Below are 26,637 nucleotides of genomic sequence, written 5' to 3' on the forward strand. Positions count from 1 at the left end.
TTGTTATAAACTACATTCAAACACATGAAACGCATTCCCTTCACCATATCCATCCTTTATTTCATGAACAAAAATTTGACTAAATCCATTAGCAATAAGTATATTTTCAAACTCTTTTAAATCATATAGTCTTATAGGAAAATCCATAATCTCAGTTTCTTCAATTTTCTCATCATGAACGACTTCATATTTCAGTATAATATTTAAAAGTTTTTGCGCCTTATCATATGACACTTTTCTATACTCAACAATTAATTCATTATTAATTTCTTTTCTATTTGTCTCTATCCAATCTAGAATTTGTTCTGTATCACTTCCACCTTGTACAATTGTTAGAAGCAATTTTCCATTTTCCTTTAAGTTTTTTTCATATTTTGAAGACTAATTTCTACTAAATTATCAGGTAACAGTGAAAATGAACCTATAGGAATCATAATAAGATCATATTTTTTATCACTATGGTATTCTTCTATTCTCCCTAGTGACACAACCGGTTTTAAGTTTAATTTTTCCGCTTTCTGCTTACACACTTTAAGCATGTCTTCTGAAAGGTCGAATCCTTCTATATTCACACCATTTTGTATAAAAGGAATTAGCATTCTACCATTTCCGCACATTGGTTCTAACACTTTCATGTTTTTGTCTTTTGCAAAAGAAAGATAAAAATCCAATTCTTTTCCACTCGCAATTGATTTATCACTTTCATATATCTTTGTACAAAATTCTCCATAATACGTATGCAATAATAATTCACCTCTTAATTTGAAATGAGTGGGATATTTCCCCTCTTGTTATCTATTGTTAACTACAGTAATCTCATAAACACGTAAAAAAGCAATTAAATGCTCACACGCTCTTTCGCATGCTAACATTTTAAAGATTTTTTGTTCTTCTTTCGTTTTATCATTCGCTTGATCCGAAGCAGCTTTTAAACATAAAAATGGTTTTTTATTTATATGACATACGTAAGCGAAAGCAGCTACTTCTTGATCAACCGCCAATGCTCCGTATACAGTATGAAGTAAATATCTCATTTCTGAACTACGTATACGTTGATCCCCAGATAAGAATGTACCGAAGTGAACCGGATCATAAGAACGTGTTTTTTTTATTCTTCTTACAAGTGCTTTTGTCGTTTCAATAGGTGCTGTTCTACCGTTATATAAATTAAAAACATCTTCTCCTGATCCAGCAGCAGTAACATCATGTTGTATTGCGTTGAGCGCAACTACAATATGACCATTTTTTACCTTATTTGATAAACTTCCGCATATCCCTGTCATAAACAACTCATCCGGCTGAAATTCACTAATTAATAATTGCACACAACTAGCACAACTTACTTTACCAACACCTGTTACAACTGATATCACTTCTAATTCATTAATAAAATGAAAATGAAATTCCCAAGCTGCTATCTTCTCTACACGCTCACTTGGATAATGTTGATGCAAATACGTAAGTTCTGGTTCCCATGCGGATACGATGGCAATACGTTTCATTACACGCTTCACTTCCCCTATTGTCATTTAAATAAGCTATCTATACTTTCTCGTTCATAATCTGGTATCCACTCTTTATACGGATCATATAAATCCCGTATCATTTCTTTATTCTTCGCGATCACTTCACATCCTCTATCATCATAAATAAACATGATTATATCCTTTGTTACATTTATAAAAAATACATCTGGATATGAAATTTCTATTTTTCGTCCTAGGTGTGGACGTAGGTCAGGAAAATCCTCATGATTAACAGCTTCAATAAGCGGTTCATATTTAATATCTCCCGCAAAACATTGTAAAGAAAATTGATATGTACAATATAAGTCAGCTTCTTCATCTTCAAATAGAAAAGGGAATGTTTCTTGTCTTATATGAAACTTTAAATCCTTCTTTTTAATAAATCTATTGTATACATTTATTTTCTGCGAATTTTTTATATTTTCCTGTTTAAATCGATAAACATTTGTGACTAAAAAGACGGTATCTTCTTTTGAAAATATATCTTTAAATAGACTTTTATTATACCTATATAGTTGTGTGAAATATTCCATATTATACGTGTTACCATCTTCTTTGAATTGATATTTATCTTTCCCAAAATCAAAATGAAGATGATTTTCCCACTGAAAGTATATGGACGGTACTAATGTAACTCCTGGGAATGTTTGATTCATATATTCTTTTAATTTCATTTTTATACCCTTTCTACTCTACAATTTCTTTTAAATGCCAATATGCTTCTTCTAGCCACGGGTGTATGACTTTTAATGTATCTTTTCTTTCCCACAAATATGAAATATATACAAAAGCAGCATGTTCTAAAGAGTTTCCTAAAACTTTTTTTACATTTATTAAATATGGAGGTGTCCCTATTTGATCCCATTCTAATTTATCAGCAACAAATAGTACTAAATCCATCTTTGTAGCATTTTTACGCAAAGTAGTGTGGTAACAGATAGCATTTAAAACTTCTTCGTCCTCTATTTTAAATATCTCTTTTGCAATTACTCTCGATAATTTTTGATGAATAATCATTGGAAATTCTCGTTCTTCTTGTAATATTTCTATTCCAAATTTTTCAGCAACTGCAATCCGCTCCTCGTTCGGAAAGATTGCACTAATATCATGTAAACACCCTGCAATCGCTGCTTTTTCTTCATCTTCATAAAATATTTTCGCAATTTTTCTTGCCTCATTTGCCACACGAATTGAATGTTTATATGTAAATTCTTTATTGTATTTTAATAGAGAAGCTTTAATATCATTTTCTATTTTTCCAGTCGGAGTAAATGAATATATATCATAGCAAGTCCCCCTTATAACTAACTTTCAATATAACGTGAAATTTAAATATCCTTCTTATTTTGTATTCGTTTTAATTGTGTTAATTCCTTTTTAATACGTTACGTGAAATTTTATGTAGAAACTTTACTACAAAATACATAAATGTTTGATATTATAGTAATGTTGATGATTCGCAAGGAAAGGAACTATATGATGAATAAAAACATATTAATTATTGATGATGATAAAGATATTGTAGAATTACTCGCTGTTTATTTGCGAAATGAAGGTTATAACATTTATAAAGCTTATGATGGTGATGAAGCATTACAAATGATATCTACATATGAAGTTGACCTTATGATTTTGGATATTATGATGCCAAAACGAAATGGATTAGAAGTTTGTCAAGAAGTGCGTGAAAATAATACTGTACCTATTCTTATGCTTAGTGCAAAAGCTGAAGATATGGATAAAATATTAGGACTTATGACCGGTGCAGATGATTATATGATTAAACCGTTTAATCCTCTAGAATTAGTTGCTAGAGTGAAAGCATTGTTACGTAGATCATCTTTCCAAAACGCTGCCACACCAAAGAATGAAGATGGTATTATTCGCATTCGTACAGTTGAAATTCATAAACATAATCATACGGTTAAAGTAAATGGTGAATATATTAAGCTCACCTCTATCGAATTTGATATTTTATATTTACTTGCGAGTAATACTGGAAGAGTATTTAGCTCTGAAGAGATATTCGAACGCGTTTGGAATGAAGACGGTTATGGTTCTAATAAAACGGTAATGGTCCATATTAGTAATTTACGCGATAAACTTGAAACCGTAATGAATGGTGAAAAACTAATTCATACGGTTTGGGGAGTAGGATATAAAATTGAGAAATGAAGCATTTGATATATTAAAAGATATACCAAAGTGGAAGCTTATTTTTTGGCTTTTATTAGCTATCACTCTTACACCTATTACCGAATTAATTATATTTCGCCTCGTAACGAGTGTAATTGAGAGTTCACTTACTCTAAGCGAACTAGGTAAAGAATTCATTCGAATTTTTGGTTATGAAAAGTATAGAGGGATAAAGGAATCTTTATGGATGATGATCGTTTCTTATTTGTTTTTATTTTCTATTTTCTCATCCTATCTTTACATTTTTTATCGTCATGAAAGAAAGCTTTACTATGAAACTTGTATCAAAAAAATGATTGAAGAAATTCGATATATTGCGAGTGGAAACTTTAATCATAAAGTTTCTATTGTACAGCATAATTATTTAGAAGAATTAGCAACTGGCGTTAATCAAATTGTTGAACAGTTAAAAGTATCAATTGATGAAGAAAGACAGGCGGAACAAGCAAAAAGCGAACTAATTACAAATGTATCACATGACTTACGAACGCCTCTTACATCTATAGTTGGATATGTGAATTTAATTCATCATGATAATTATAGAGATGAAGTGGAATTGCGTCATTATATACAAGTCATATACGATAAAGTAACCCGTCTCAACGCATTAATGAATGATTTGTTTGAATATACACGTGTTCAAAATAAAGAGTTAAGTTTAAATTCTGTTCCTATTGATATTGTAGAATTGCTTGGACAATTAACTGTCCAATTTCGGATACAGCTTCAAGAAGCTAATATTGAATGTCGCCCTTCTTTCCCATCTCAAAAGCTAATGGTACTCGCTGATGGGGATAAATTAGTACGTGTGTTTGAAAACCTAATCATAAACGCTATTACTTATGGAAATGATGGAAATCATATTGATATTACAGCTTACGAAGACAATCATACGATTGCAATTGATATAACAAATTACGGACAGGCTATCCCAAGTACTGATTTACCTCATGTTTTTGAACGTTTTTATCGCGTAGAAAAATCACGATCGACAAACACCGGTGGATCAGGGCTCGGATTAGCAATTGCAAAAAGTATTGTCGAACTGCATAAAGGAACAATTGAAGTATATAGTGATGATGAAAAGACAACTTTCACTGTAAAATTACTTCCATATAAATGTTAATATGGCATATTTTTAGGTTCAATTTCTTATCTAATAAGAAATTGAACCTTTAATTTTCCATCAAAATCCAAAATTTAAGAATTCCTTAAAATTCTTTAGAAATTCTTTACCTTTTCTTTCTTACTAATTAAGCATTCCTTCTTACAATAATATTATTGATGTAATTGTAGGAGGATCGCGTATGCAATTTTTTAAAAAAATAACAATTTTATTATTATCTTTTCTTATTACTGTACTTATCGTTTTATATTTTTATCTTTATGTAAATGGTCCAACTATTCGAGCTAAATCAGCTATTTTAATAGATACTAATTCTGGTGAAATTGTTTATAAAAAAAATGAACGTACTCCTATTCAGTCGGCCACTTTATCTAAATTAATGACAGAATATATTGTAATGGAACAACTTCATGATGGCAAAATACAATTAGATGAATCTGTGAAAATTAGAAACGAAGTTTTTCAAACAGAAACAAGTCCGATCCAAGTAACATCAAAGGATAACACTACCGTTCGTGACTTACTTCATGCTTTGCTTTTAACCGGAAATAATCGTTCTGCGCTTGCACTTGCAGAACACATTGCTGGAAATGAAGATAATTTTACATCGTTAATGAATGAAAAAGCAAAGCAACTAAAGTTATCACAACAATCTCCATTTTTAAATTCAACCGGAATAAATAGTGAAAAGAATAGACAATCAATTACTACAGCAATAGACGCAGCCGAAATAGCTGCACAATTAATAAAAGACTATCCAGATGTATTAAATATTACTAAACAAACCTCTTATCGATTTACCTTCAAAGATGTTCAAGTTTTCAACACAAATAAAATGATTTATTCTCTTAATAAAAACATTAAATTAAAAGATGTTGATGGCTTACAATCTAGTTTGTCAACTAACGGTAATTACAGTTTTGTTAGTACCGCAAAACAAGGAGACACACGTTTTATTTCTGTAGTATTAGACGCCAATGAAGAAAACACCGCTTTTGTTGAAACAAAAAAGTTACTTCAATACGGTTTTGAACCTACCTCATATTCTGCACTCCAAGCTTTCAAAGACACTATTACATCTTGGACCATTTTACTTCAGTTTAAAAATTTAATCATACAAACAGTAATAATCTTTTTAATCATTACGATCCTAATGTTTTTACATATACGTCAGAAAAAATCCGAGGACTTTAACTAACCGTTCTCTTTTATATAAAAAACCGACTTGCATTTAGCAAGTCGGTTTCTCAATCTACAATCCTCTTCCAATTAAATTCGCTGAAACGGGCTGAAGATTTAATTCTCTCACCCATATTGATAGCTGACCTATATGATGAATTTCATGTACAATAACATGTCGTAACACTTCACCATACTTATACTCTTTATCTGTCCATGAAACTTTTAATATTTTATTCTCTAAGTCTTCTGTCCACGATCGTAGAAATCCCTCTAAATCCTTGTTATACAAATCAGATAACGCTTTCAGTTTTTGGATTGATTGATAATCCTTAAATTGCGGCTCATCTACTTCCTTTCCTTTCAAATCACAAATCCAGCTATACTCAACATCTACGATATGAAATAGTGTTTCTAAAATACTCCCAACACCTCCAACACGTTTGCGAAGCAATTCCTCCTCTGTAAGCTGTTCACACCACTTAAACCAATCTTCTCGTACTTGCCAATTATATTGAAATAAAGTGTACACATTTATCTCCCACCTACCCCAAGGATCCACTTAACAGCATCTATAATATAATGTGGAGCATCCTTTTGAATATAGTGACCGCTATGTTCTGCAATTATAAATTTATTATTGGTTGATAATTGTAATAATTCTTCTTGCAATTGTAACCATTTCAGTTGTGCATCTGCTGAATAAAAATCTTTTTTTCCAGCAGCTAACACGACAAGTGGAATATCACTCATTGATTTACAATGTCTATCTGCTTCATCTAGACTAAACATAAACTCTTCATATGAACTTTCATATATAAATTGCTTATAGTAAGCTTCTTGAAATTCTGGAGGCATTATTGGTAAAAAATCTTCTTTATAATTTTCTGGTGTCGAATCAACTAAAACTACTCCCATCGTATCTTCAGGATAAAAAGTCGTAAATAAACGTATATTTATACCCCCAAAGGAATGTCCTATAAAAATATAGGGTGGCTTAGGCTGTAATTGTTTTAAGCAAGCTCTTAATTCTTTTACCATTTCAGAACTAATACGCCGTTTGGAACTCTTCCCACTTTTTCCTAATCCAGCTCTATCATATGTAAGTACCGTACCATATTCCGTCAGCCCTTCCGCAATACGATCCCATGCCTTTGAATAATCACCATAACCTGCTTCCATTATAATAACAGGGTGCTTCTTCTTTCCTTGGAATATTTTCGTAAATATTTTAAAGGCATTAACCTGTACATATTCCTCTATACATTTAACCATTCACAATCACTTCTCTTCGATTAAGTTCCTCTATTATTTGATCAATTATTTCACTTATAGATAAAGATCCATCCAATACAATATCCGAATTCGGCTTAACAGTATGAATTGCCTCTAAATAAGCTTTTCTCGCATGTGTCATATAATGTTTCAAATTATTATGTATTTCACCCATTGTATCTTCTTTAAAATCTCTCAAAATTCTTCTAGCCATCGCAATATCTAAAGGTGTATCGATAAATATAGTTATATCAATGAATTGCCCTATTTCTCTATTTAAGTATGCAAAAGGATAATCTACAATAATATAATCTAAACTACTATCTTGTATAGAACGCTGAATATCATTCATTAGCGGTGTAAGTACCCATTCATCGTAATTAGCTCCATCATCAATCCATTTACAAATATCAACAGGACAGTTATCAAAATCATAACTATCAAAATATAGAGCCTTTGAGTTTTTCAACTCATGAGCTAAACCTTCTGTAATTGTCGTTTTCCCTCCCCCTGAAACAGCTGCAATTGTAATTATTTTTGTTTTTTTATTCACGATTCCCACCAAACCCCTTTTTGTTAACATAATATAATTATAAAATACTATTATTTATTGTTCCATTCATATTCTAACATGCTCATTTCCCATAAATTCCAATACGTTTCTCCTACTTTTTTTGACTCTCTTAATAAACCTTCTTTTACAAAACCTATTTTTTCGTAACAAGAAATAGCTGACTTATTAAAGTCATAAACACCAAGAGTTACTCTATGTAGTTTTAATTCTTCAAAAGCAATACGAAGTACGGCTTTCATCATATGTTTCCCTATAGAACGCCCTCTCATTTTCGTATCGCCAACTAACACTTTTCCAACCCTTGCAGACTTATTTATATTGTCTATTTGCCCAAGTGAAATATGACCAATAACTTCTTCAGTCTCTTCATCTATTACTGTGAAAGAGAGTGTATTTGCACTTTCTATATATTTCTCTAATTGTTGTTCATTTAAAGGATATGTAAATGCATTTCCCGACCATTGTATTAAAAATTCTTCGGAATTAATCCAATTTATTAATTGTTTAAAATCGGATCTTTTAAAGGTCTCTAGTTTAATCACTCCGATTCTCCTTTCATATACCATTCTTTATAGCCTCAAACTTATTTCTATATAAAGAATATATTCTCCTTTTATACGAAATTGAAATAAAGCCATTCTTATGAATGGCTTTACAAAAAACAGCATAATCATGCTGTTTTCCTATGTCAACAATAGTTCAATCGCTTCAATTTTACAAACAGAAATAATTACCGTAACTACCCCAGCACTATTAGCAAGCTTTACAACATCACAAGTTACTGAAGAAACCGTTCCTGCATAATTATTTCCTACTGTAGTAATGCGCACTGCTCTGTTTACTAATTTTTTAAGTTCATCTCTAATTCCTTGTACACAGCAACAATCGCATTTTTTATTTTGTTCTTCTTGTTCTTTTTTACATTCTTCGAAAGCATCCCAACAATCATCCTGTTTACATGTACACTTCTTTTTACAATTATTAAATCGAGAACCCAAAACCTCACCCCCTAATCCTTTCTATTAGTAAAGTATGTCCACAAGCTTAAAAGTGTAAGAGACAAACACATAGAAAGGAAAAAACTAACAATTGTATTAGACATTCTTTTCTTTATTAACTAAAAAAACAGACCTCTAACAATTAGAAGCTTGTTTAATGAGGGAAATTGGATTTAATTCTGCTGAATTTAAAGTGTAGACAACCTTTTATAAGTCAGCTCCTTTAAGAGTCACCAGCTTTTCCTATTACTTCACATATACATAGGCTTTTTTTGCAGTAATATAGTATCTTTTTCCTTTGCTGTTGTGAAATATACATTTAGAAAAGCGTACTCCAAAAATAGATATTATTTAAAATCATAACGTTTCCTTCAACAAGTGTTTGTTGATTAATATCATAACCAGTAGTTCTCTCAACTATCTCTTGAAAATTAGCATAGTTTGTATGAATTCTATATCTAGTAGAAAGCACTTTATCATATAAAGGTAAAATAATAGGTTAATAAACAAGCCATTCTTTTACTAAATCATAGAATAGTATGAATCCTATTGAAGGGAGGTATAAAAGAATGTCCTGGAATAATGATTGCTGGAGTTCTAAGAAAAAGCATTGTTGTGATGACTGGTGGAAATCTAAAGAAAAGAATCATTGTGATGATGATTGGTGGAAATCTAAAGAAAAGAATCATTGTGATGATGATTGGAGTTCTAAACGAAATAAGTGTCGTTGTAAATGTTTCTTTATTTGTTGTCATTGTAAAAGAAAAAATTGGTAATATTTTTAATATCAATTTAAGGGAAAGAATATGTCTTTTGTGACCGATAAATACTAGAATGTAGTATACAAAAAGCTGACTAAGTATAGTCAGCTTTTTGTCAATGAACACGTAAAGATTTATTTTAATATAGTTCTTATTAGAAAAAGATTATTTTATATAGATTACTATAAGCATCCATACAGCCAAGGCGCCAATGATAGCGAGTGCTATACGTGTAGATAGAACCCTTAATTCAAAGTCTGTTTTCTTGGAGGGTTCAGGATATACAATTATGTAGATTCCCTTTAATAATGCAAGCCATGCAATAACCGTTAGGAACCCCTGCCAGTTGAATACCCATACATTATGTAGGATTACAGTACCTAACCCTAGGAAAATCGATAGAAAACCGTACGTAATACCAAATCCTCTGTCTTCAACAACTAATTTTTTTAATTCACGTAGTACTGATGGCCGTACGAAAAGTATTCCCGATACGATAACCGTTATCCATCCCCAAAACAATCCTAAAAAAACACTAGTTTCCATCATTAGTTCACTCCCCTCAATTATTTATATTTCAGATATCCCCCCTTTTAGAACAATTCCAACACCTATATATAGGCTAAATCCTGCTCTTTTTTCATACAAACATGGCATTTTCAATGCCCATCTTTAATCAACATATTTCTCTACGAAATGAAATTTTTATATAATTAATCATCATCTATCCGAATCAACCGAAGTCACTATGTACTATTACCGTACACTTTTTCATAGTTTAAAGCTAACATGCACCGAAGCCAATCTAATGATTTATTTGCCTTTTCACTAGCCTCTAAAATTTTACCCACTGTAATAAAATGATCACCTTGATCCAATGTATACTCGCTTATCCCATGGAATCACCATTATTCCCCGCCCTATTAAAATAGCTTTTTTGTTTCAAATGATGCCCTCATTAATTTGAACGGATTTATCAGTATTTTCACCGAAAAATTCATGATATCGTTAATTAGTCGAGTACGTCATTACTTGATGATTACCCTTAGGAGCCCTGCAGACAATCGGGGTTTCTTTTATTTAAATACTGATTTTGTTTAAACTTTACAAAACTCACCTATATTAATAAAATATCTTCTAAAATTCCTATTGAACATTTATAATACTTTTAAACGGTTTAAATTCTACAATCAGTAATGGAGGCATTTTGATGGGAAACATCCCAAAAGTATCATCACAACAATCAAATCCTAAGATACCCTCACAGCAAGTGAACCCTAACACCCAACAAGGTAATAATAAAAAAACAAGACGCCGTATTATAACTACTTTGGCTTTTATATTACCTGTAATTTTTGTCCTTCAATATTCTCTTAATAACCAACAAGAAATGATTAAAGAAAAACAAATCGCGGTTAATACGGAGCAACAAAAATTATCTTCTTTAAAGAAGGATGGTCATACCCTTAAAAATGATGTTAAAGTTTTAACAGGTAGTGAAGAAGAAATTTTAAAATTCGCAAGGAAACTGTATGGGTTTTCCAAACCGAATGAAACTATATTTCAAATAACTGAATAAAATTACACTGCATTATCCAAAAGGCGATTGAAGATAATCGCCTTTTTATATTTAATTTCTAAAGTAATCATACTAATCTCTCTTTCTATCAAATAACTATTTTATTTAAATTATTAAAATACAACCGCTTGTCCATTTCACTTTGCTCTATCATTACATTTACTATTAGTAATACGATTTTAAGAGGTGATATATAATGGACGAGTTTTTATCTTTTGCTGCACTTAATCCGGGTTCTATTGGACCTACACTTCCACCTGTTCCACCCTTTCAATTCCCTACCGGTCCTACCGGTTCTACTGGATCAATCGGTTCAACCGGATCAACTGGACCAACTGGACCAACTGGACCAACTGGACCAACTGGACCAACTGGACCAACTGGACCAACTGGATTTAATCTTCCTGCTGGGCCTGCATCTATTACCTTGACTTCTAACGAAACCACAGCATGTGTATCCACTCAAGGAAATAATACTTTATTTTTTTCGGGTCAAGTATTAGTAAACGGTAGTCCTACTCCAGGAGTAGTAGTCAGTTTTTCATTTAGTAACCCTTCTCTTGCTTTCGTGGTTCCTCTTGCTGTCATTACCAATGCTTCAGGCAACTTTACCGCTGTATTTCTAGCCGCTAATGGGCCTGGAACAGTAACTGTTACTGCTTCACTTCTTGATTCTCCTGGAACAATGGCAAACGTCACTATTACCATTGTGAATTGTCCATAATGGTTTTATTTTTAAGGACTAAGCAATTTCTGATAAGATGAGCACTGATTTACAGTGCTCATCTTATCATTGGGATGTTCCTTTCAAATGAAATTTCGTAGCATCCAACGAATGGGATTTAGTTACCACTAATTGAAATGTTCAAGTAACCTCCATTCATTATCTGTTGTCCTTTTTGAAAGGACTTGTTCCGTATAACAGGTCCTATTTAATCTACACCCTACTAAAATAATGCTTTTATTAAGAACTAATGATCTTTATATTTCTTAAGCTTGTCATCACAAGTAATTTTTATAATTAGTTAAATTCTCAATATAGTTTGTGTATATAATTCCATTCAAAGCTACATAATACCCACGTAACTATTTAAAAAGACATCGTTTTTATATCTACGTTCAAAAAGGAGCTACATAACATGGATAAGAAAAATCTATTAAATCAACAACTTGATTATGTATCATCGGATGCGCTGAATACTCTTAGTAAAGCCCATGAGCAAATGCAAGAAAAATCTCAGCAGGCACATAATTCAAACAAAAAGGACAGTACTCAAGCTTTACATGGCGAAGATTTACCAATTTCAGATGTATATAGAACAACGAACAAACAGTAAATTTAAAAGGGAAAAATCTTAAGAACGATTGAACTTAATTCTTTTCCCTTTTCCTATTTAAATAACATTTTTATATGAAACGCGTACACATTTTTGACACATCCACTATCACAATCTCCTAAAAATTCGTGATAATATTAATTTGTCGGATACGCCAAATTTCGACATTGAACGACAAAATTATCTCCCTTATTGAATCCCTGTCCCCCAGGGATTTCTCCTTTTATTCATTACTTTTTTCTTCACTAAATTTTCATTCTTAACAGAATTCAATCACTCCATTAAATAGACAGCCACAGTATCCTATTTTGATAAAAACTAAAAACAAACAGACATACTTAACACTAATAGTAGATTTTTTAATTTCAAATTTACTTTTTCTCTCGTATCTTTTTGTAAACATTAAAAATGAGCTCTATGTAAATAGAGCTCATTTTTAATGTTATAGTTTGCTAGACTGTAGTCCTTGAATAAAGGGTACTACTTCAGGATTTACTAGTGACGATAAATCGCCTAACTCTTTTCCTAAGTAAGCTGCTTTAATAACACGTCGCATTACTTTAGAATTACGTGTTTTTGGTAAATCCTCCACAACGTGAATATCTTTTGGACATAATGCTTTTCCGATATGAGAATTTACTAAACTCATTAATTCTTTCTTTAATTCTGCTGTAAATATTACACCGTCTCGTAATACTATAAAGCAATGACAAACCTCGCCTTTAACATCGTCAGGTACACCAATTGCAGCTGCTTCTATTACCCTATTATGTTTCACAAGAATAGATTCATATTCAGCAGGCCCAATACGTTTTCCAGCAATGTTTAACGTATCATCTGAACGACCTGTAATGATATATTGTTCACCGTCATAAATGACCCAGTCACCATGAACCCACTTATCTTCAAAACGTGACCAGTAAGTGTTTACATAACGCTCATCATCTTCCCAGAAACTCTTCGTCATCCCTACCCAAGGTTTCTCTAAGCATAATTCTCCAACTTCATCTCGGATTGGCTTACCTTTGTCATCGAGTACAACCGCTGCCATTCCTGGTAAAGATGCGTTAAAACTAATCGGTGCAATTGGTTTAATAAGGACGTTCCCGAAAATCCCACCTGAAATTTCAGTTCCGCCTGAATAGTTACAAATTGGGACGTTCCCTTTTCCAACCGTTTCAAACAGCCACATCCAAGGGTCTGGATTCCAAGGTTCTCCTGTTGATGCGAATACTTCTAAACTCTTGAGTGAATGTTTATTTACATATTCATCGCCTTTAGCCATTAACGCACGGATTAATGTTGGTGAAATACCTAGGTGAGTAATTTCATATTTATCGACTGTCTCCCATAAGCGGTCTGATTCTGGGAAGTCTGGAACACCTTCGTACATAACCATCGTTGCTCCATTAATAAGAGAGCCAAATAGTAAAAATGGTCCCATCATCCAGCCCATATCAGTTACCCATAATACACGGTCACCTTGTTTTATATTCATTCCAAATCCTGCATCAAATGCAGATTTTAGCGGGAAACCAGCATGCGTATGTACTGTTCCTTTCGGCTTACCAGTCGTTCCTGATGTATAAATGAGCATTAATGGATCATCACTATGCATTTCTTCAGCATGTATAAATGGTTTTTCTTTTTCTAACGTACTCCATGAATAATCATAATTATGCGGTGTAAAATCATTTCCTGCATGACGAACAATTACCACTTTTTCAACAGTTGGACAATGTTCACAAGCTTTATCTACTTCATCTTTTAAAGAAACAATTTTCCCGCGGCGTGAAAAGCCATCTGCAGTAATAATCATCTTTGAACCAGCTGCTTGTACACGTGTCATTACTGCATCCGAAGCAAAACCTGAGAATATTGGTGAAATAATCGCTCCAATTTTCATTACTGCTAACATAGCAACAACTGTTTCAGGAATCATTGGCATGTAAATTGTTACACGATCACCTTTTTCAATACCAGCATGTTTCAAACCGTTGGCAACACGGCTTACCCAGCTGTCAAGCTCTTCATATGTAAATGATTTCGAAGTTCCATTTTCCCCTTCATACATGAGTGCTGCCTGTGTTTTCGTTTTATCGTCTGCAAGCCAGCGAGATAAAGCAGATTCTACAACGTTACAAGTACCCCCAGTGTACCACTGTGCAAACGGTGTACCATTTTCTAAATCTAACACTTCTGTATATGGTTCCATCCACTGATAACCAACTGCTTTCTCAGCTTCTCCCCAAAACCACGCTGTTTCTTCAATTGATTTATTATAAAAGGCTTCGTAATCTTCATAACCTAATGATTTCATCCAACTAAATAATCTCGTTTTTTCTTTATATTCTTCTGTTGGAAACCAAACTGCTTGTTTCAATGTTTTCCCCTCCTTGACTTATTGAACAAGAAAGCCCTTAATAGGGCTTTTAAACTGGATATACAGGATGTTTACGATCCGTGAATACTTGATATTTACTCATATACATTTCGAATCGTCCTTTTAACTCTTCACGTAAATTGTTTGGATGAACAATACCATCAATCACCATCTCTGATGCTAAATGATAAATATCAATATCTTTCTTATACTCTTCACGTTTTTCAGCAATGAAGCTTGCACGCTCTTCTTCTGGTAAAGCTGCAATCTTATTTGCATATACAGCATTAACCGCTGCCTCTGGACCCATTACTGCAATAGAAGCTGTCGGTAATGCTAAGCAGCAATCTGGTTCAAATGCTGGACCTGCCATTGCATATAAACCTGCACCGTATGCTTTACGAACAACGATAGAAATTTTCGGTACAGTTGCTTCACTCATTGCAGAAATCATTTTTGCACCGTGACGAATAATTCCGGCACGTTCTACTTTTGTACCGATCATAAATCCAGGTACATCTGCAAGGAATAATAATGGAATATGGTATGCATCGCATAAATTAATAAACTTTGCTGCTTTATCAGCTGAATCATGGAATAAAACGCCGCCCTTCATACGCGGCTGATTTGCAATAATGCCAATTGGCTTACCGTCAATACGAGCTAAACCTGTAATTAGTTCTTGAGCAAATAATTTTTTAACTTCAAAGAAAGAACCTTCATCAATAATTCTGTTAATGAGATCTTTCATATTGAAAGGAGCGTTTTGATTTTCTGGAATGATTTGTTCTAACGTTTTATCGAACTGTTTCGGCTCTTGAGGTGTAATCAATGGAGTCTTTTCTAAATAGTTACTTGGGAAATAAGAAATATATTGTCTTGCTTGCGTAATTGCATCTTCTTCTGTTTTACATAAAACATCTCCGCATCCTGATACTGAGCAATGCATACGAGCTCCGCCCATTTCTTCTAAAGTTACCTTTTCGCCAATAACCATTTCGGCCATACGAGGAGATCCTAAATACATAGATGCATTTCCTTCAACCATCATAACAACATCACAAAATGCTGGAATATATGCGCCACCAGCTGCCGAAGGTCCAAATAATAAACAAATTTGCGGAACTTTACCTGATAATTTCACTTGATTATAAAAGATTCTTCCTGCGCCGCGGCGTCCAGGGAACATTTCTACTTGATCCGTAATACGTGCACCAGCAGAGTCAACTAAATAAAACAATGGCACACGTAATTTTTCAGCCGTTTCTTGAATACGTAAAATCTTTTCAACTGTACGTGATCCCCATGATCCGGCCTTTACAGTTGAATCATTTGCCATTACGCACGCAGTACGACCATGTATTTTACCAGTTGCAGTTACAACTCCATCAGCTGGTAATCCTGTTTGTTCACAATTTGCAAATAGTGCATCTTCCACATATTCGCCGTTATCAAATAGAAGAGCTAAACGATCTCGAACAAAAAGTTTTCCTTTTGCTTTGTTTTGTTCATGATATTTCGGTGCCCCGCCTTGCTTAATTGTTTCAACTCGTTCTTCAAATGAATTAGATTGTTGTTTTTGATCTAACATATTTACTCCCCCTTATACATTGGTTTGCGTTTTTCCTTGAATGCCTGTAATCCTTCTAATCTATCTTTCGTATGGATTACGCCCTCATACGCCTGTTTTTCCATTTGTAATCCGGTATGTAAATCTACTTGAATACCATTTGAAATAGCTTCTTTTGCTAATCGAACAGCAATTGGACCATTATTAGCAATCCGATCTGCAATTTCAATTGCTTTCTCTTCTAGTAAATCAGCTGGTACTACGAATTCTACTAAACCATATTCTTTCGCTTCTTGCGCCGAAATACGTCTTCCTGTATAAATTAATTCTTTCGCTCTACCGACTCCGATTAATCTCGGTAAACGCTGCGTACCACCTGCTCCAGGTATAATTGCAAGAGAAGTTTCAGTAAGACCTAGACTTGCAGTGTCAGAAGCAATTCTAAAATCACAAGCTAAGCTTAATTCAGTACCTCCACCAAGTGCGATTCCATTAATAGCAGCAATAACTGGTTGTGGTAATTGTTCCACCATCTCCATAGTAGAACGAATCATACCCACAGCATGGCGAACTTGTTCTTCATTCATATTGGCACGCTCTTTTAAATCAGCACCAGCGCAAAACGCTTTTTCGCCAACTCCTGTTAAAATAACTACGCGCGTATTTGATTCTTCGTTTATTTGAGTTAATATATTTTGTAATTCTTCTAATAATGCCAAAGATAATGAGTTTGATTGCCTTTCACGATTTAACGAAATCTTTACAACATGCGGTGTTACATAATCAACTGAAATGTTTTGTAATTGTAGCATCTTCTCACCTACTTATCGTTTTATGTTGAAGCGCTCTATACACATGACTCGGTAATTGGATATTTAACTTACTTTGAATAAACTGACTAGCTCTCAATAACTTTTCTTCATCAATATTAGTTTGGACTCCCAGCTTATGGAGCATATGTACTAAATCATCAGTAGCAACATTCCCCGATGCTCCTGGTGCATAAGGACACCCTCCGAGCCCACCACAAGAACTATCAAACGTTGTAATACCATGTTCTAAAGACTTAACTACATTTGCCAGTGCCATTCCATACGTATTATGAAAATGCATTGCAAACTGTGAAGCATCATACTTCTTTAATAAATATTCTAATACTTGATCTACTTGTAATGGATTCGCTACACCAATCGTGTCACCAAGAGAGATTTCATAAATACCGTATGAAAATAGTTGATTACATAATTCATCAACTGCTGTGGCACTTATATCCCCTTCATAAGGACAACCAAATACAGTAGAAACATAACCCCTTACCTTTTTACCTGCGAACGTTGCCTGTTTTGTTATATCTTCAATTACAACTAATGCTTCTTTAATTGATTTATTAATATTACTTTTATTATGAGATTCACTTGCTGATAAAAAAACATTCACCTCATCTACATTTTGCAAAAAAGCTCGTTCCAAACCATTTTGATTTGGAACAAGCGCTGCATATGTAACATTCGGATCCCTTTTCAGCTCAGAAAACACATCATTTGCATCTGCTAATGCAGGAACCCATTTAGGGTGAACGAATGAGGAAACTTCAACGTACGATAATCCCGCTTCTGTAAGTAGTTGAATCCATTTTACTTTATCTTTTGTGCCAACAATCTTTTTTTCATTTTGTAAGCCATCACGTGGCCCGACTTCTTTAATGACAGCAAAATTAGGTAGTTTCAATTCGCTTCCCCCTATATCTCCCTATTCAATTTCTAATAATACATCTCCTTCATTTACAAAATCGCCTTCTTGCACATTAATTTTCATAACTGTGCCAGCTTCTTCTGAAATGATTGGAATTTCCATTTTCATAGATTCCAAAATGACGACATCCTGCTCTTCCTCTACTGTGTCTCCTATTCCTACAACAATTTTCCAAACATTTCCTGCCATCGATGCATATACTTTCGTCATCATTTTTTCCCCCTTAATATTCATAAATCTTATTTTTTAACAAGTTGTTTCGTTACGAAACCTGTTGTATAAATACCACTTTTGAACACATCGTCTTCCAATACTTGTAGGAGCATTGGTGTATTCGTTTTAATACCTTCTACTTTTAACTCTTGCAGCGCATCCTGTAATTTTGAAATCGCTTCTTCACGAGTTTCACCATGAGCGATTACTTTCGCAATCATTGGATCATAGAAAGGTGCAATCGTTACTTGATTCTCCAAAAAGTGATCAATACGTACATTTGTCGGTAACGTTAGATCTGTAATTTTCCCAGGTGATGGGAAGAAAGTTTTTGGGTCTTCTGCATAAATACGAGCCTCGATGGCATGACCACTACGTTTTACATCATCTTGTGTAAATGATAGCTTCTCACCATATGCGATAAGTAGTTGTTGTTCTACAAGATCTAAACCAGTAATTTCTTCTGTAACTGGATGCTCTACTTGTAATCTCGTATTCATCTCTAAGAAATAGAAGTTCTTCTGATCATCTACAAGAAATTCAACTGTACCGGCATTCGTATAACCAAGGGCTTTAGCAGCCTGTACCGCAACTTCTCCCATTGCTTTTCGTGTACCTTCATCTAAAAATGGTGAAGGTGCTTCTTCAATTACTTTTTGATTTCGGCGCTGCACTGAACATTCACGCTCCCATAAATACACTGTGTTACCATGTGTATCTGCTAAAAGCTGAATTTCAATATGATGTGCATCTGCAATATAGCGCTCTAAATACATTTCTCCATTACCAAAGAAGTTTTGCGCTCTTGTCTTATTACTTTCAAATGCTTTGGTGAGCGTTTGCTCAGTTTCCATCAACTGCATTCCAATGCCCCCGCCGCCCGCGGATGCCTTCAGCATTAATGGATAACCAATTTGTTTTGCAATTTCAATTGCCTCCTCAGCAGTTTCAATATTTGTAGTAATACCTGGAACTACTGGTACATCTGCTGCTTGCATTGCTATACGTGACTCAATTTTACTTCCCATCTTCGTAATGATTTCTTCTGAAGGACCAATAAATACAATTCCTTCTTCTTTACAGCGAATTGGAAAAGATGGATTCTCTGATAATAATCCGTATCCTGGATGGATTGCTTCAACTTTTGACTTCTTAGCTATTTCTATAATTTTTTCAAGGTTTAAATAGCTTTCTTGGACACGCGGGCCGCCTACTAAGTAAGATTCATTTGCCATTTTTACATGAAGGGCATTTTCATCAGCCTCAGAATAAATAGCAACAGTGCGAATGCCAAGTTTTTGACAAGTTTTTATAATGCGAACTGCGATTTCCCCGCGATTAGCAATTAATATTTTTTGAAACATAGTGATTCCTCCTTTTTATCTACATCCTAAATGTCTTGCAATTACGAGACGTTGAATTTCAGAAGTACCTTCACCAATTTCTAACAGTTTTGCATCACGAATATGTCGTTCAACTTCATATTCACGCATATAGCCATATCCACCATGAATTTGTACTGCATGATTCGCTATACGACTTGCTGCTTCAGATGCAAACAGTTTTGCCATAGCCGCTTCTTTACCGAAAGGTTTATCATTATCTTTTAACCAAGCTGCTTTATGTACTAAATTACGCGCTAATTCCACTTCAGTCGCCATATCAGCTAATTTAAATTGAATCGCTTGGAAATTAGAAATCGTTTTTCCAAATTGTTGACGTTCTTTCGCATATTGCAGAGCACGTTCAAATGCAGATTGTGCAATACCTACTGCTAATGCCGCAATTGAAATACGTCCTCCATCAAGTGTATATAAGAATTGTTTAAATCCTTTATTAACATCACCAAGAATATTTTCTTTCGGTACACGTACACCATCAAGTACGATTTCACAAGTATTAGAAGCGCGAACACCCATCTTATCGTAAGGACTTGTAATCGTTAATCCTTCACTTGTAGTCGGTACGATAAATGCAGAAATACGTTTTCTACCATTGTCTTCAACACCGTTGATAGCGGTTACAATAATTGTATTTGCGTACTCTGCGTTTGTAATCCAGCACTTTTCACCACTAATTACATACTCATCGCCATCTAAAATAGCTTTCGTTTGAGTGCCCCCTGCATCAGATCCAGCGTTCGGCTCTGTTAATCCGAAAGCACCTAATGTTTTACCTGATGCCATTGGAACTAAATACTTTTGTTTTTGTTCTTCTGTACCGAAATAATAAATTGGAGAAGCACCTAATGAAATTGTTGCAGCATAGCTTAAACCAGTACCACCACAAGCACGACCAATTTCTTCAACTGCTAGTGCGTACGATACAGTATCGCCACCTGAACCTCCATACTCTTCCGGGAATGGGATGCCTAATAATCCTAGTTCACCCATTTTTTGAAATGTTTCATATGGGAATTCCGCAGTTTTGTCATAATATACAGCTTTCGGTGCGATTTCCTTTTCAGCAAAGTCACGTACCATTTCTTTAATCATTTGTTTTTCGCGAGTTAGAGTAAATTCCATTACGCTACACACCCCTTATCGAATATTGAGTTTCGACAGCGTGCGAGTTACTACTACAAACATTACTTATTAAAAGACACGAATATTAGTTAGACAATTGCTATAATTCTGTCATAACTTAATTTTAAAACAGATTCTGTACCAATGCACAAAAAAATTCCTACATTGTTCTACAACAACATAGGATGTTTTGTGTCGAAATATGTATTATTTTGTTTAATAATCTCTATCTTTTTCCGAATCAGAAATTATCACTATCGTTTCTGAGAATATTTCGAAATATGTTTTTTAATAATACTTTTCATCAAACCGCTAAGTGTTTTTCACTTTCCTGCATATTTATGAAATACCTCAGCAAATGCTCATGCTATTTTTAAACTGTGTTTTATAATACCTGAAAATATGCTCACATACATTTCAATTTGATATATATAGCGGCGTATGCATTAATAACTAATAAAAGATCCTCTCATGATTTTCAAATACTACCTTTAACGTTAGTAACATTGCATCCTAATTTTTTATCCTTCACTTTGTTATGTGCCATAAATAAAGATCTTTAATCAAGTTATAAGTTTAAATGGCATTCATATTTCAATTAATTTCTAACGTTTTAAAATGTGCGATTGTTAAAAGACTTTTAAAGAAATGTTCCCGAATAATAAAATTCGACAATCTCTTTTCTTAATCACATAATTTTAACGTTTAATTTAATCAATTTTTTCGTTTTTATTTCATGTCGTGTAAAATTACCTTTATCAACTCGACTATTATCTAAAAATCAATCCAATTAAATTCATAAACTGTGCGTATACTTACTCCTGCTTTTCTGCTAGAAAACTATCAATGATTTCGTTTTGGAAGGCCATAAAGTCCGCTACTTTTCAGGTCACTCCAAAGCGTTGTCCGATTCACATCGAGTTCTTACGTTAATTCATCCTGTAGCCTATTGTTATGTTTTTTTGTCTTAGTTCTTTTAACTTAGCCAATATTAAGTTACGCTCCTCTTCTGAAATAGAAAAAAAGCAATCGATTATATATCGATTGCTTTGAATTTCGTGTATCTTTTGTAGTTCTTATTGAAAGTCTGTATTAAACAACTAGATTCACCACTAATCCAGCATGATCAGATGGCCGAAGAGCCGTTATCGTTATATCAGCGTTTGAATTCAGGTTTTCTAGAAGGATTAGCGGTAGGTGTGTATTAGCCCGTCCCAACAGCAATTCGTTCCTTTATGCAACTTGAGCAATCGGAAAATTTCACATAATTTATTTCATTACCTCCGTGGCGTTAGTCCATATAATATAAATTGAATCGTATTTTCAATTTCCACTTCATCATCCCATTTCTCTTCAGGCAATAATAAAAACCTCGTTAAGAGAAATCCTAGTACAGCTGATAAAGTAAGACGTAATACGGAAGATGGGGGAAGTTCAATAATTTCCCCTTCTTCTTGAAACTTTACAATTAACTTTTTAAAATGTGAAAGCAGTTCTGTTTCTACTAATTGTTGTATTTCACTTTTTAGTTCCGGCTGAAATGGTACTTCTTGAATCAATATTTTTATCATTGGAAAGTGCTTTTTGGCAAATTCAAATCTATTATGAATTACTACTCTTAAAAGTCCTTCATACGATTTATAATCCTTTTTAAATATCTCTTTTGCAAAAGCTTGTATGAAAAATGGCGCAGCGAACTTTGTTAAAGTCGGCATTACGACTGCAAACAATAAATCTTTTTTCGTTTTATAGTAGCGGAAGATTGTTCCTTCCGCTACACCCGCACGCTTTGCAATTTCACTCGTTGAAGTTGAGGCGTATCCTTTTTCTCCAAACATATCAACAGCTGCCTCTAATATACGCATTTGACGTTGATTACGTTTATCAGTATTCGTTGCGGCAACTAATTCTTCCAGCCAATCCTTCTTCATTTATAATGCTCCTTTTTGTCTTCATTATATTCTGCGATGTTTCTTTAAAGCAAATACATTTCCTACTGCAAATAATAGTGAAAAAAGAAGTAAAACAGTAAGATCTAAAGCAATTTCTGTAAATCCTTGATTCCGAATCATTACTTGTCTCATTGCGTCAGCACCATACGTGAGTGGAAATAATTTACCTAACATTTGCAACCACTTATTCATGGATTCCATTGGAAACAATCCAGAAAAGAAGACTTGAGGTACAATTACAAGCGGTATAAACTGAATCATTTGAAATTCATTATTTGCGTATGCCGATAAAAATGTACCTAATGTTAATGCAGTTAAAGAAAGCATACATGTTATAAGTAGCGTTAGCCATATTGAGCCAGCTACATATAAATCTAAAATATAAACTGAAAAACTTACAATAATAATAGATTGTATAAATGCAAAGATTCCAAAACCAATAATATATCCTACAACTATTTCCCATCTTCTCACCGGCGTGGACAATAATCTCTCTAATGTGCCACTTAACCGTTCTCTTACAAAAGAAACTCCCGACAATATAAATACAAAGAAAAATGTAAAGAAACCAATTAATACGGGACCGAGCCCATCAAACATCGTAATGTCTTTAGAGCCATGTAAGTAATTCACTTCAGGCTTCATAACTGATACATCATTCTTTTCTGTACTCTTTTGCAACACTTGGAGTACAGCACGATTTTTTGAAGAATCACTGCCTTCTAACAGAAGATTCATTTTCCCATTCTCTAAATAAATTACTGCATCTACCTTTTGTTTTTCTAACTCAGAAATTGCTTTCTCTTTCCCGTATTCATAAATTGAGGCTTCTTGGTTTTTCATCGTTTTTACTATAGGAGCAGGCACATCGACTACAGCGATATGCGGTGTATAGTCTTTTTGTGTAAATATTAGCGACAATAACCAAAGTAATAACATTGGTGCCCCAAACATCATTGCTAAAGAACGTTTATCTCGAAAAAATTGACGGATGATTCGGATGACTACACCATTGACTCTCATGATTCAATCACTCCTTCTAACATAAAGACATCTTCAATTCGTCCTGATGATGTTTGTTTTTTTAATTCCTCAGGTGTACCAATCGCAACTAACTTCCCTTCTCTAATTAGCCCTAGACGTTCGCAAAACTCTGCTTCATCCATAATGTGCGTTGTTACAATAATAGTTGTCCCTTTCTTTTTAAGATCATAAAACTTTTCCCAAATCGATTTTCGAAGAAGTGGATCAATCCCAACTGTTGGCTCATCTAAAATCAATATTTCTGGTTCATGTAGGAGTGCTATCGCCAATGATAAACGTTTTTTCATTCCACCTGAAAATTGCTGTACTTGCATTTTCATATGCTCGGATAATTGCACAAGTTCAAAAACTTCTACAATTCTCTCTTTCTTACGCTTACCTTTTAACCCATACATCGTTGCAATAAAATCTGCATTTTCATATGCCGATAGTTCTTCATATAATGCATCAGCCTGAGCCATATAACCAATTTTTTTCATGCCATTTAAATTAGGCATGTTTGTATTAAAAACAATTACATTTCCTGTAGTTGACTCATTAATACCTGCAATCATTTTAATGAGTGTTGTTTTCCCTGATCCGGAAGGTCCAACCAATCCAAAAATTTCTGCTTTTTCTACTTGCAACGAAAGGTTATGCAAAACTTCTTTTTTTCCAAAACTTTTTGATACATCTCGTAAAATAATTGAAGATTGTTGCACTAAAAATCCCCCTTTTCTATAAAATGAGTGAGTACTCACTTTTATTTTACTCTCGAATTATTATATGTCAAACTTTACAAATAAATATTTTTCTGTTATTTACTAAAACAATGAAACAGAGTCGACATTAGAATACCTTTTCTGAAAGTCGACTCTGTTTCATTGTAAATTATTCGATTTTAGTTATGTTTTTAAATTTAAATACCTTCTAATTCTAGCAACATCTAATGAATATTCGATAACTATTTGCTGTATTGGTAATATAACCGTTTCCGGATATAAATGTGCATATTGTAACGTTTCTGCATACTTTTCTAACCGTTTTTCTAAATACTTTACAATTTGCTCAGGATGACTTACTAATAAAGACTTACTATAATAATGAATTTGCTCCTCAATCGCCGTATATTCCTCAATTTCAAATTCTTTATGCATTTGTACACCCCTTTATATTTTTAATATCGTTTAATAATAACTATTTTAACTCGACTAATTTTTAAGTTTTTTGATTATTTACACTATAACAAACTCAATAGGTCAAATTTTGTTACTTTATGTAACGTGGAAAAATTTTAACAAAATTGTAATGGAAACTTGTACTGAAGAAAATTTAGCTTTAAATTATTTTCCTGAACAAAAAAGCCGTACAGATTAATTTAACTGTACGACTACAATCTCGGGTCTATTAAAGATTCTTTGCGGAATGATGCTATTACCTAATCCTCTACTAACTATCATTGATGTATTTTGTTTTTCATATAAACCCGCTGTATATTTAGGTAGTATACCTTGATTAGGAGCAACCAGCCCACCTATAAATGGTAGCCTTACTTGTCCGCCATGGGCATGTCCAGATAAAACTAAATCTATTTTTTCCTCAGTATACACATTTAAAAATTCAGGTCTATGAGAAAGCAGTACCTTATATCCATCTGGATTTACTTCATTTTTCGCTTTAGCAATCTCATTTTTCACTATAGATCCTTCATTATGATTTCCACTAGTAAACTCAGGATTATCTATACCTAACAAATATATTTCCTGTCCGTCTTTTTGAATGTTTATATGTTCATTTCTTAAAACAGTGACATGATGTTTCTTCAATTCTTTCTCTAAATTGTTATATTGTCCTGACCACTTTTCATGATTTCCTGTCACAAAATATACCGGATACTCCTTTACAAGCTCTCGTATTACTTGCAAACTAACTTCTGCATCGTATGACTTACTATCTATTAAATCACCTGTTATAGTAATGATGTCAGGTTGAATACTTTTTACTTTTTTAATTAACACGTCTTGATTATCACCAAACTTTTTATTATGTAAGTCTGAAAGCTGGAGGATTTTAAAGCCTTTAAAAGAGGAAGGAATTTTGCTAGATGTTATTTTAATTTCACTTACACTTATTAAGTTGTTCTGTAAATATAAAAATATACTAATACCCACTAACGTACCAATAATCAATATGATTTTATTAATATTTTTTTTCATAGTTTCTCCTAAAAGGTTTTCATTAATTTAACATATAGCATGATTTCTCTTTTTTATTTCCGCACCAAAATCCATTAATATTTCCTTACTACTTTATTACTTTAATATGTATTAAACTGCTTTCCGTAACGATAACACAAATATTGAGTTCTGATCACCCGTATCATTGGAACCTTGTATAGCTTCGTATGTCTTCCTTTTATATATTCGATATTAACGCTAATGTAACCTTAATAGAAAAAGAATCGCCTATTTCAACTTATAGATATGCCCTTTTATTAAAAAATTTTCACGAGCATGACGCTTCGATAAAAAACAAAAAGGACCGTATTCCAGTCCTCTTTCTATTTTAATGTTATCAATTTAAAAACCCTCAGCATACGCATTTTGCTTAAAGCTCAACCTGTCTCGTTTTAGTAGGCATGTAGCTTTTTTCTCTTCCCCTATATTTA

General features: G+C 33.4%; 30 protein-coding genes and 2 pseudogenes. 7 read left to right on the forward strand and 25 right to left on the reverse strand.

All coding sequences use genetic code 11. From position 1 onward, the window contains the following. Positions 1-3: 3 nt before the first annotated feature. The 4 genes and pseudogenes from BAU23_RS30580 to yqeK form a co-directional block, all read right to left on the reverse strand. Positions 4-743 (reverse strand): annotated as a pseudogene (locus tag BAU23_RS30580) (class I SAM-dependent methyltransferase). 48 nt (positions 744-791) lie between these two features. After that, entirely contained in the window at positions 792-1,529 is a 738-nt protein-coding gene (mtnN, locus tag BAU23_RS12085) for a 5'-methylthioadenosine/S-adenosylhomocysteine nucleosidase (protein WP_116733292.1), read from the reverse strand. After that, positions 1,526-2,200 carry a DUF3885 domain-containing protein gene (locus tag BAU23_RS29765; protein ID WP_071734533.1) on the reverse strand — a complete coding sequence of 225 codons (675 nt, stop codon included), beginning with the start codon at positions 2,198-2,200 and terminating at the stop codon, positions 1,526-1,528. Before BAU23_RS29765 ends, mtnN begins: the two co-directional genes overlap by 4 nt. A gap of 13 nt (positions 2,201-2,213) precedes the next feature. Next, on the reverse strand, positions 2,214-2,828 hold the full coding sequence (gene yqeK / locus BAU23_RS12095) for a bis(5'-nucleosyl)-tetraphosphatase (symmetrical) YqeK (RefSeq protein WP_071734534.1): 615 nt from the start codon (positions 2,826-2,828) through the stop codon (positions 2,214-2,216). A gap of 174 nt (positions 2,829-3,002) precedes the next feature. On the opposite strand from yqeK, the gene BAU23_RS12100 reads away from it, so the two are divergent. From BAU23_RS12100 to BAU23_RS12110, 3 genes are all read left to right on the forward strand, one after another. Next, on the forward strand, positions 3,003-3,701 hold the full coding sequence (locus BAU23_RS12100; protein WP_000981333.1) for a response regulator transcription factor: 699 nt from the start codon (positions 3,003-3,005) through the stop codon (positions 3,699-3,701). Beyond that, entirely contained in the window at positions 3,691-4,848 is a 1,158-nt protein-coding gene (locus tag BAU23_RS12105; protein ID WP_071734535.1) for a sensor histidine kinase, read from the forward strand. Before BAU23_RS12100 ends, BAU23_RS12105 begins: the two co-directional genes overlap by 11 nt. A 181-nt stretch (positions 4,849-5,029) precedes the next feature. Beyond that, on the forward strand, positions 5,030-6,046 hold the full coding sequence (locus BAU23_RS12110; RefSeq protein WP_016129472.1) for a D-alanyl-D-alanine carboxypeptidase family protein: 1,017 nt from the start codon (positions 5,030-5,032) through the stop codon (positions 6,044-6,046). Between the two features lie 54 nt (positions 6,047-6,100). Here the strand turns inward: BAU23_RS12110 and BAU23_RS12115 are convergent, their stop codons facing one another. From BAU23_RS12115 to exsK, 5 genes are all read right to left on the reverse strand, one after another. After that, complete coding sequence (locus BAU23_RS12115) at positions 6,101-6,559, reverse strand: DinB family protein (protein ID WP_071734536.1); 459 nt, start codon at positions 6,557-6,559, stop codon at positions 6,101-6,103. A gap of 2 nt (positions 6,560-6,561) precedes the next feature. After that, positions 6,562-7,302, reverse strand: coding sequence for an alpha/beta fold hydrolase (locus tag BAU23_RS12120; RefSeq protein WP_071734537.1), 741 nt, complete (start codon positions 7,300-7,302; stop codon positions 6,562-6,564). After that, positions 7,295-7,855, reverse strand: a complete 561-nt coding sequence (locus tag BAU23_RS12125; protein WP_071734561.1) for a nucleoside/nucleotide kinase family protein — start codon at positions 7,853-7,855, stop codon at positions 7,295-7,297. The genes BAU23_RS12120 and BAU23_RS12125 overlap by 8 nt, the downstream gene beginning before the upstream one ends. Positions 7,856-7,905: 50 nt before the next feature. Then, positions 7,906-8,442: a GNAT family N-acetyltransferase gene (locus tag BAU23_RS12130; protein ID WP_016129468.1), complete on the reverse strand. Its 537-nt coding sequence runs from the start codon at positions 8,440-8,442 to the stop codon at positions 7,906-7,908. Positions 8,443-8,559: 117 nt separating this feature from the next. Beyond that, positions 8,560-8,874, reverse strand: coding sequence for an exosporium protein ExsK (gene exsK, locus BAU23_RS12135; RefSeq protein ID WP_000535565.1), 315 nt, complete (start codon positions 8,872-8,874; stop codon positions 8,560-8,562). Positions 8,875-9,423: 549 nt separating this feature from the next. Here exsK and BAU23_RS12140 point away from each other — a divergent pair. After that, entirely contained in the window at positions 9,424-9,693 is a 270-nt protein-coding gene (locus BAU23_RS12140; protein ID WP_208611239.1) for a hypothetical protein, read from the forward strand. Between the two features lie 107 nt (positions 9,694-9,800). Here BAU23_RS12140 and BAU23_RS12145 read toward each other — a convergent pair whose 3' ends face one another. Further along, positions 9,801-10,181: a hypothetical protein gene (locus BAU23_RS12145; protein ID WP_033658237.1), complete on the reverse strand. Its 381-nt coding sequence runs from the start codon at positions 10,179-10,181 to the stop codon at positions 9,801-9,803. A gap of 200 nt (positions 10,182-10,381) precedes the next feature. Then, complete coding sequence (locus tag BAU23_RS30805; RefSeq protein ID WP_016129466.1) at positions 10,382-10,513, reverse strand: hypothetical protein; 132 nt, start codon at positions 10,511-10,513, stop codon at positions 10,382-10,384. Positions 10,514-10,845: 332 nt separating this feature from the next. On the opposite strand from BAU23_RS30805, the gene BAU23_RS12150 reads away from it, so the two are divergent. Then, entirely contained in the window at positions 10,846-11,214 is a 369-nt protein-coding gene (locus tag BAU23_RS12150) for an FtsB family cell division protein (protein WP_071734539.1), read from the forward strand. 196 nt (positions 11,215-11,410) lie between these two features. Next, a pseudogene (locus BAU23_RS30810) lies at positions 11,411-11,467 on the forward strand (exosporium leader peptide-containing protein); the annotation flags it as partial. Positions 11,468-11,484: 17 nt separating this feature from the next. On the opposite strand, the gene BAU23_RS30815 reads toward BAU23_RS30810, so the two are convergent. Continuing rightward, the gene (locus BAU23_RS30815; RefSeq protein ID WP_276327596.1) at positions 11,485-11,661 is read right to left on the reverse strand and encodes a hypothetical protein; all 177 of its coding nucleotides are present in this window, start codon (positions 11,659-11,661) and stop codon (positions 11,485-11,487) included. 45 nt (positions 11,662-11,706) lie between these two features. After that, a complete protein-coding gene (locus BAU23_RS30590) occupies positions 11,707-11,922 on the reverse strand; it encodes a hypothetical protein (protein ID WP_229165465.1) in 216 nt (71 codons plus the stop codon). Positions 11,923-12,353: 431 nt separating this feature from the next. Here BAU23_RS30590 and BAU23_RS12160 point away from each other — a divergent pair, with 431 nt between their 5' ends. Next, the gene (locus BAU23_RS12160) at positions 12,354-12,551 is read left to right on the forward strand and encodes a hypothetical protein (protein ID WP_016129464.1); all 198 of its coding nucleotides are present in this window, start codon (positions 12,354-12,356) and stop codon (positions 12,549-12,551) included. Between the two features lie 442 nt (positions 12,552-12,993). On the opposite strand, the gene BAU23_RS12165 is transcribed toward BAU23_RS12160, so the two are convergent. The 12 genes from BAU23_RS12165 to BAU23_RS12220 all read right to left on the reverse strand — a co-directional run bounded on the left by BAU23_RS12165 (position 12,994) and on the right by BAU23_RS12220 (position 26,185). Further along, the gene (locus tag BAU23_RS12165) at positions 12,994-14,934 is read right to left on the reverse strand and encodes an AMP-binding protein (RefSeq protein WP_071734541.1); all 1,941 of its coding nucleotides are present in this window, start codon (positions 14,932-14,934) and stop codon (positions 12,994-12,996) included. Positions 14,935-14,983: 49 nt separating this feature from the next. Continuing rightward, positions 14,984-16,525, reverse strand: coding sequence for an acyl-CoA carboxylase subunit beta (locus BAU23_RS12170; protein ID WP_000886740.1), 1,542 nt, complete (start codon positions 16,523-16,525; stop codon positions 14,984-14,986). Between the two features lie 2 nt (positions 16,526-16,527). Then, positions 16,528-17,316: an enoyl-CoA hydratase gene (locus BAU23_RS12175; protein WP_071734542.1), complete on the reverse strand. Its 789-nt coding sequence runs from the start codon at positions 17,314-17,316 to the stop codon at positions 16,528-16,530. 4 nt (positions 17,317-17,320) lie between these two features. Next, a complete protein-coding gene (gene mvaB / locus BAU23_RS12180; RefSeq protein ID WP_000775440.1) occupies positions 17,321-18,232 on the reverse strand; it encodes a hydroxymethylglutaryl-CoA lyase in 912 nt (303 codons plus the stop codon). Between the two features lie 21 nt (positions 18,233-18,253). Next, positions 18,254-18,469, reverse strand: a complete 216-nt coding sequence (locus tag BAU23_RS12185; RefSeq protein ID WP_002094580.1) for an acetyl-CoA carboxylase biotin carboxyl carrier protein subunit — start codon at positions 18,467-18,469, stop codon at positions 18,254-18,256. Positions 18,470-18,495: 26 nt separating this feature from the next. Next, on the reverse strand, positions 18,496-19,833 hold the full coding sequence (locus BAU23_RS12190) for an acetyl-CoA carboxylase biotin carboxylase subunit (protein ID WP_071734543.1): 1,338 nt from the start codon (positions 19,831-19,833) through the stop codon (positions 18,496-18,498). A gap of 15 nt (positions 19,834-19,848) precedes the next feature. Further along, the gene (locus tag BAU23_RS12195) at positions 19,849-20,994 is read right to left on the reverse strand and encodes an acyl-CoA dehydrogenase (RefSeq protein ID WP_000397268.1); all 1,146 of its coding nucleotides are present in this window, start codon (positions 20,992-20,994) and stop codon (positions 19,849-19,851) included. 1,277 nt (positions 20,995-22,271) lie between these two features. Beyond that, entirely contained in the window at positions 22,272-22,925 is a 654-nt protein-coding gene (locus BAU23_RS12200; protein ID WP_071734544.1) for a TetR/AcrR family transcriptional regulator, read from the reverse strand. 24 nt (positions 22,926-22,949) lie between these two features. Beyond that, a complete protein-coding gene (locus BAU23_RS12205; protein ID WP_001265604.1) occupies positions 22,950-23,969 on the reverse strand; it encodes an ABC transporter permease in 1,020 nt (339 codons plus the stop codon). Next, the gene (locus BAU23_RS12210; protein WP_001187763.1) at positions 23,966-24,691 is read right to left on the reverse strand and encodes an ABC transporter ATP-binding protein; all 726 of its coding nucleotides are present in this window, start codon (positions 24,689-24,691) and stop codon (positions 23,966-23,968) included. The genes BAU23_RS12205 and BAU23_RS12210 overlap by 4 nt, the downstream gene beginning before the upstream one ends. Before the next feature lie 183 nt (positions 24,692-24,874). Beyond that, on the reverse strand, positions 24,875-25,126 hold the full coding sequence (locus BAU23_RS12215) for a hypothetical protein (RefSeq protein WP_000548597.1): 252 nt from the start codon (positions 25,124-25,126) through the stop codon (positions 24,875-24,877). 216 nt (positions 25,127-25,342) lie between these two features. Next, positions 25,343-26,185 (reverse strand): metallophosphoesterase, encoded by an 843-nt coding sequence (locus BAU23_RS12220; protein WP_071734545.1) that lies wholly within the window; start codon positions 26,183-26,185, stop codon positions 25,343-25,345. Positions 26,186-26,637 lie beyond the last annotated feature (452 nt).

Origin of the sequence: Bacillus nitratireducens, from assembly GCF_001884135.1 — a bacterium.
In the GTDB taxonomy this organism is placed as follows: Bacteria; Bacillota; Bacilli; order Bacillales; family Bacillaceae_G; genus Bacillus_A; species Bacillus_A nitratireducens.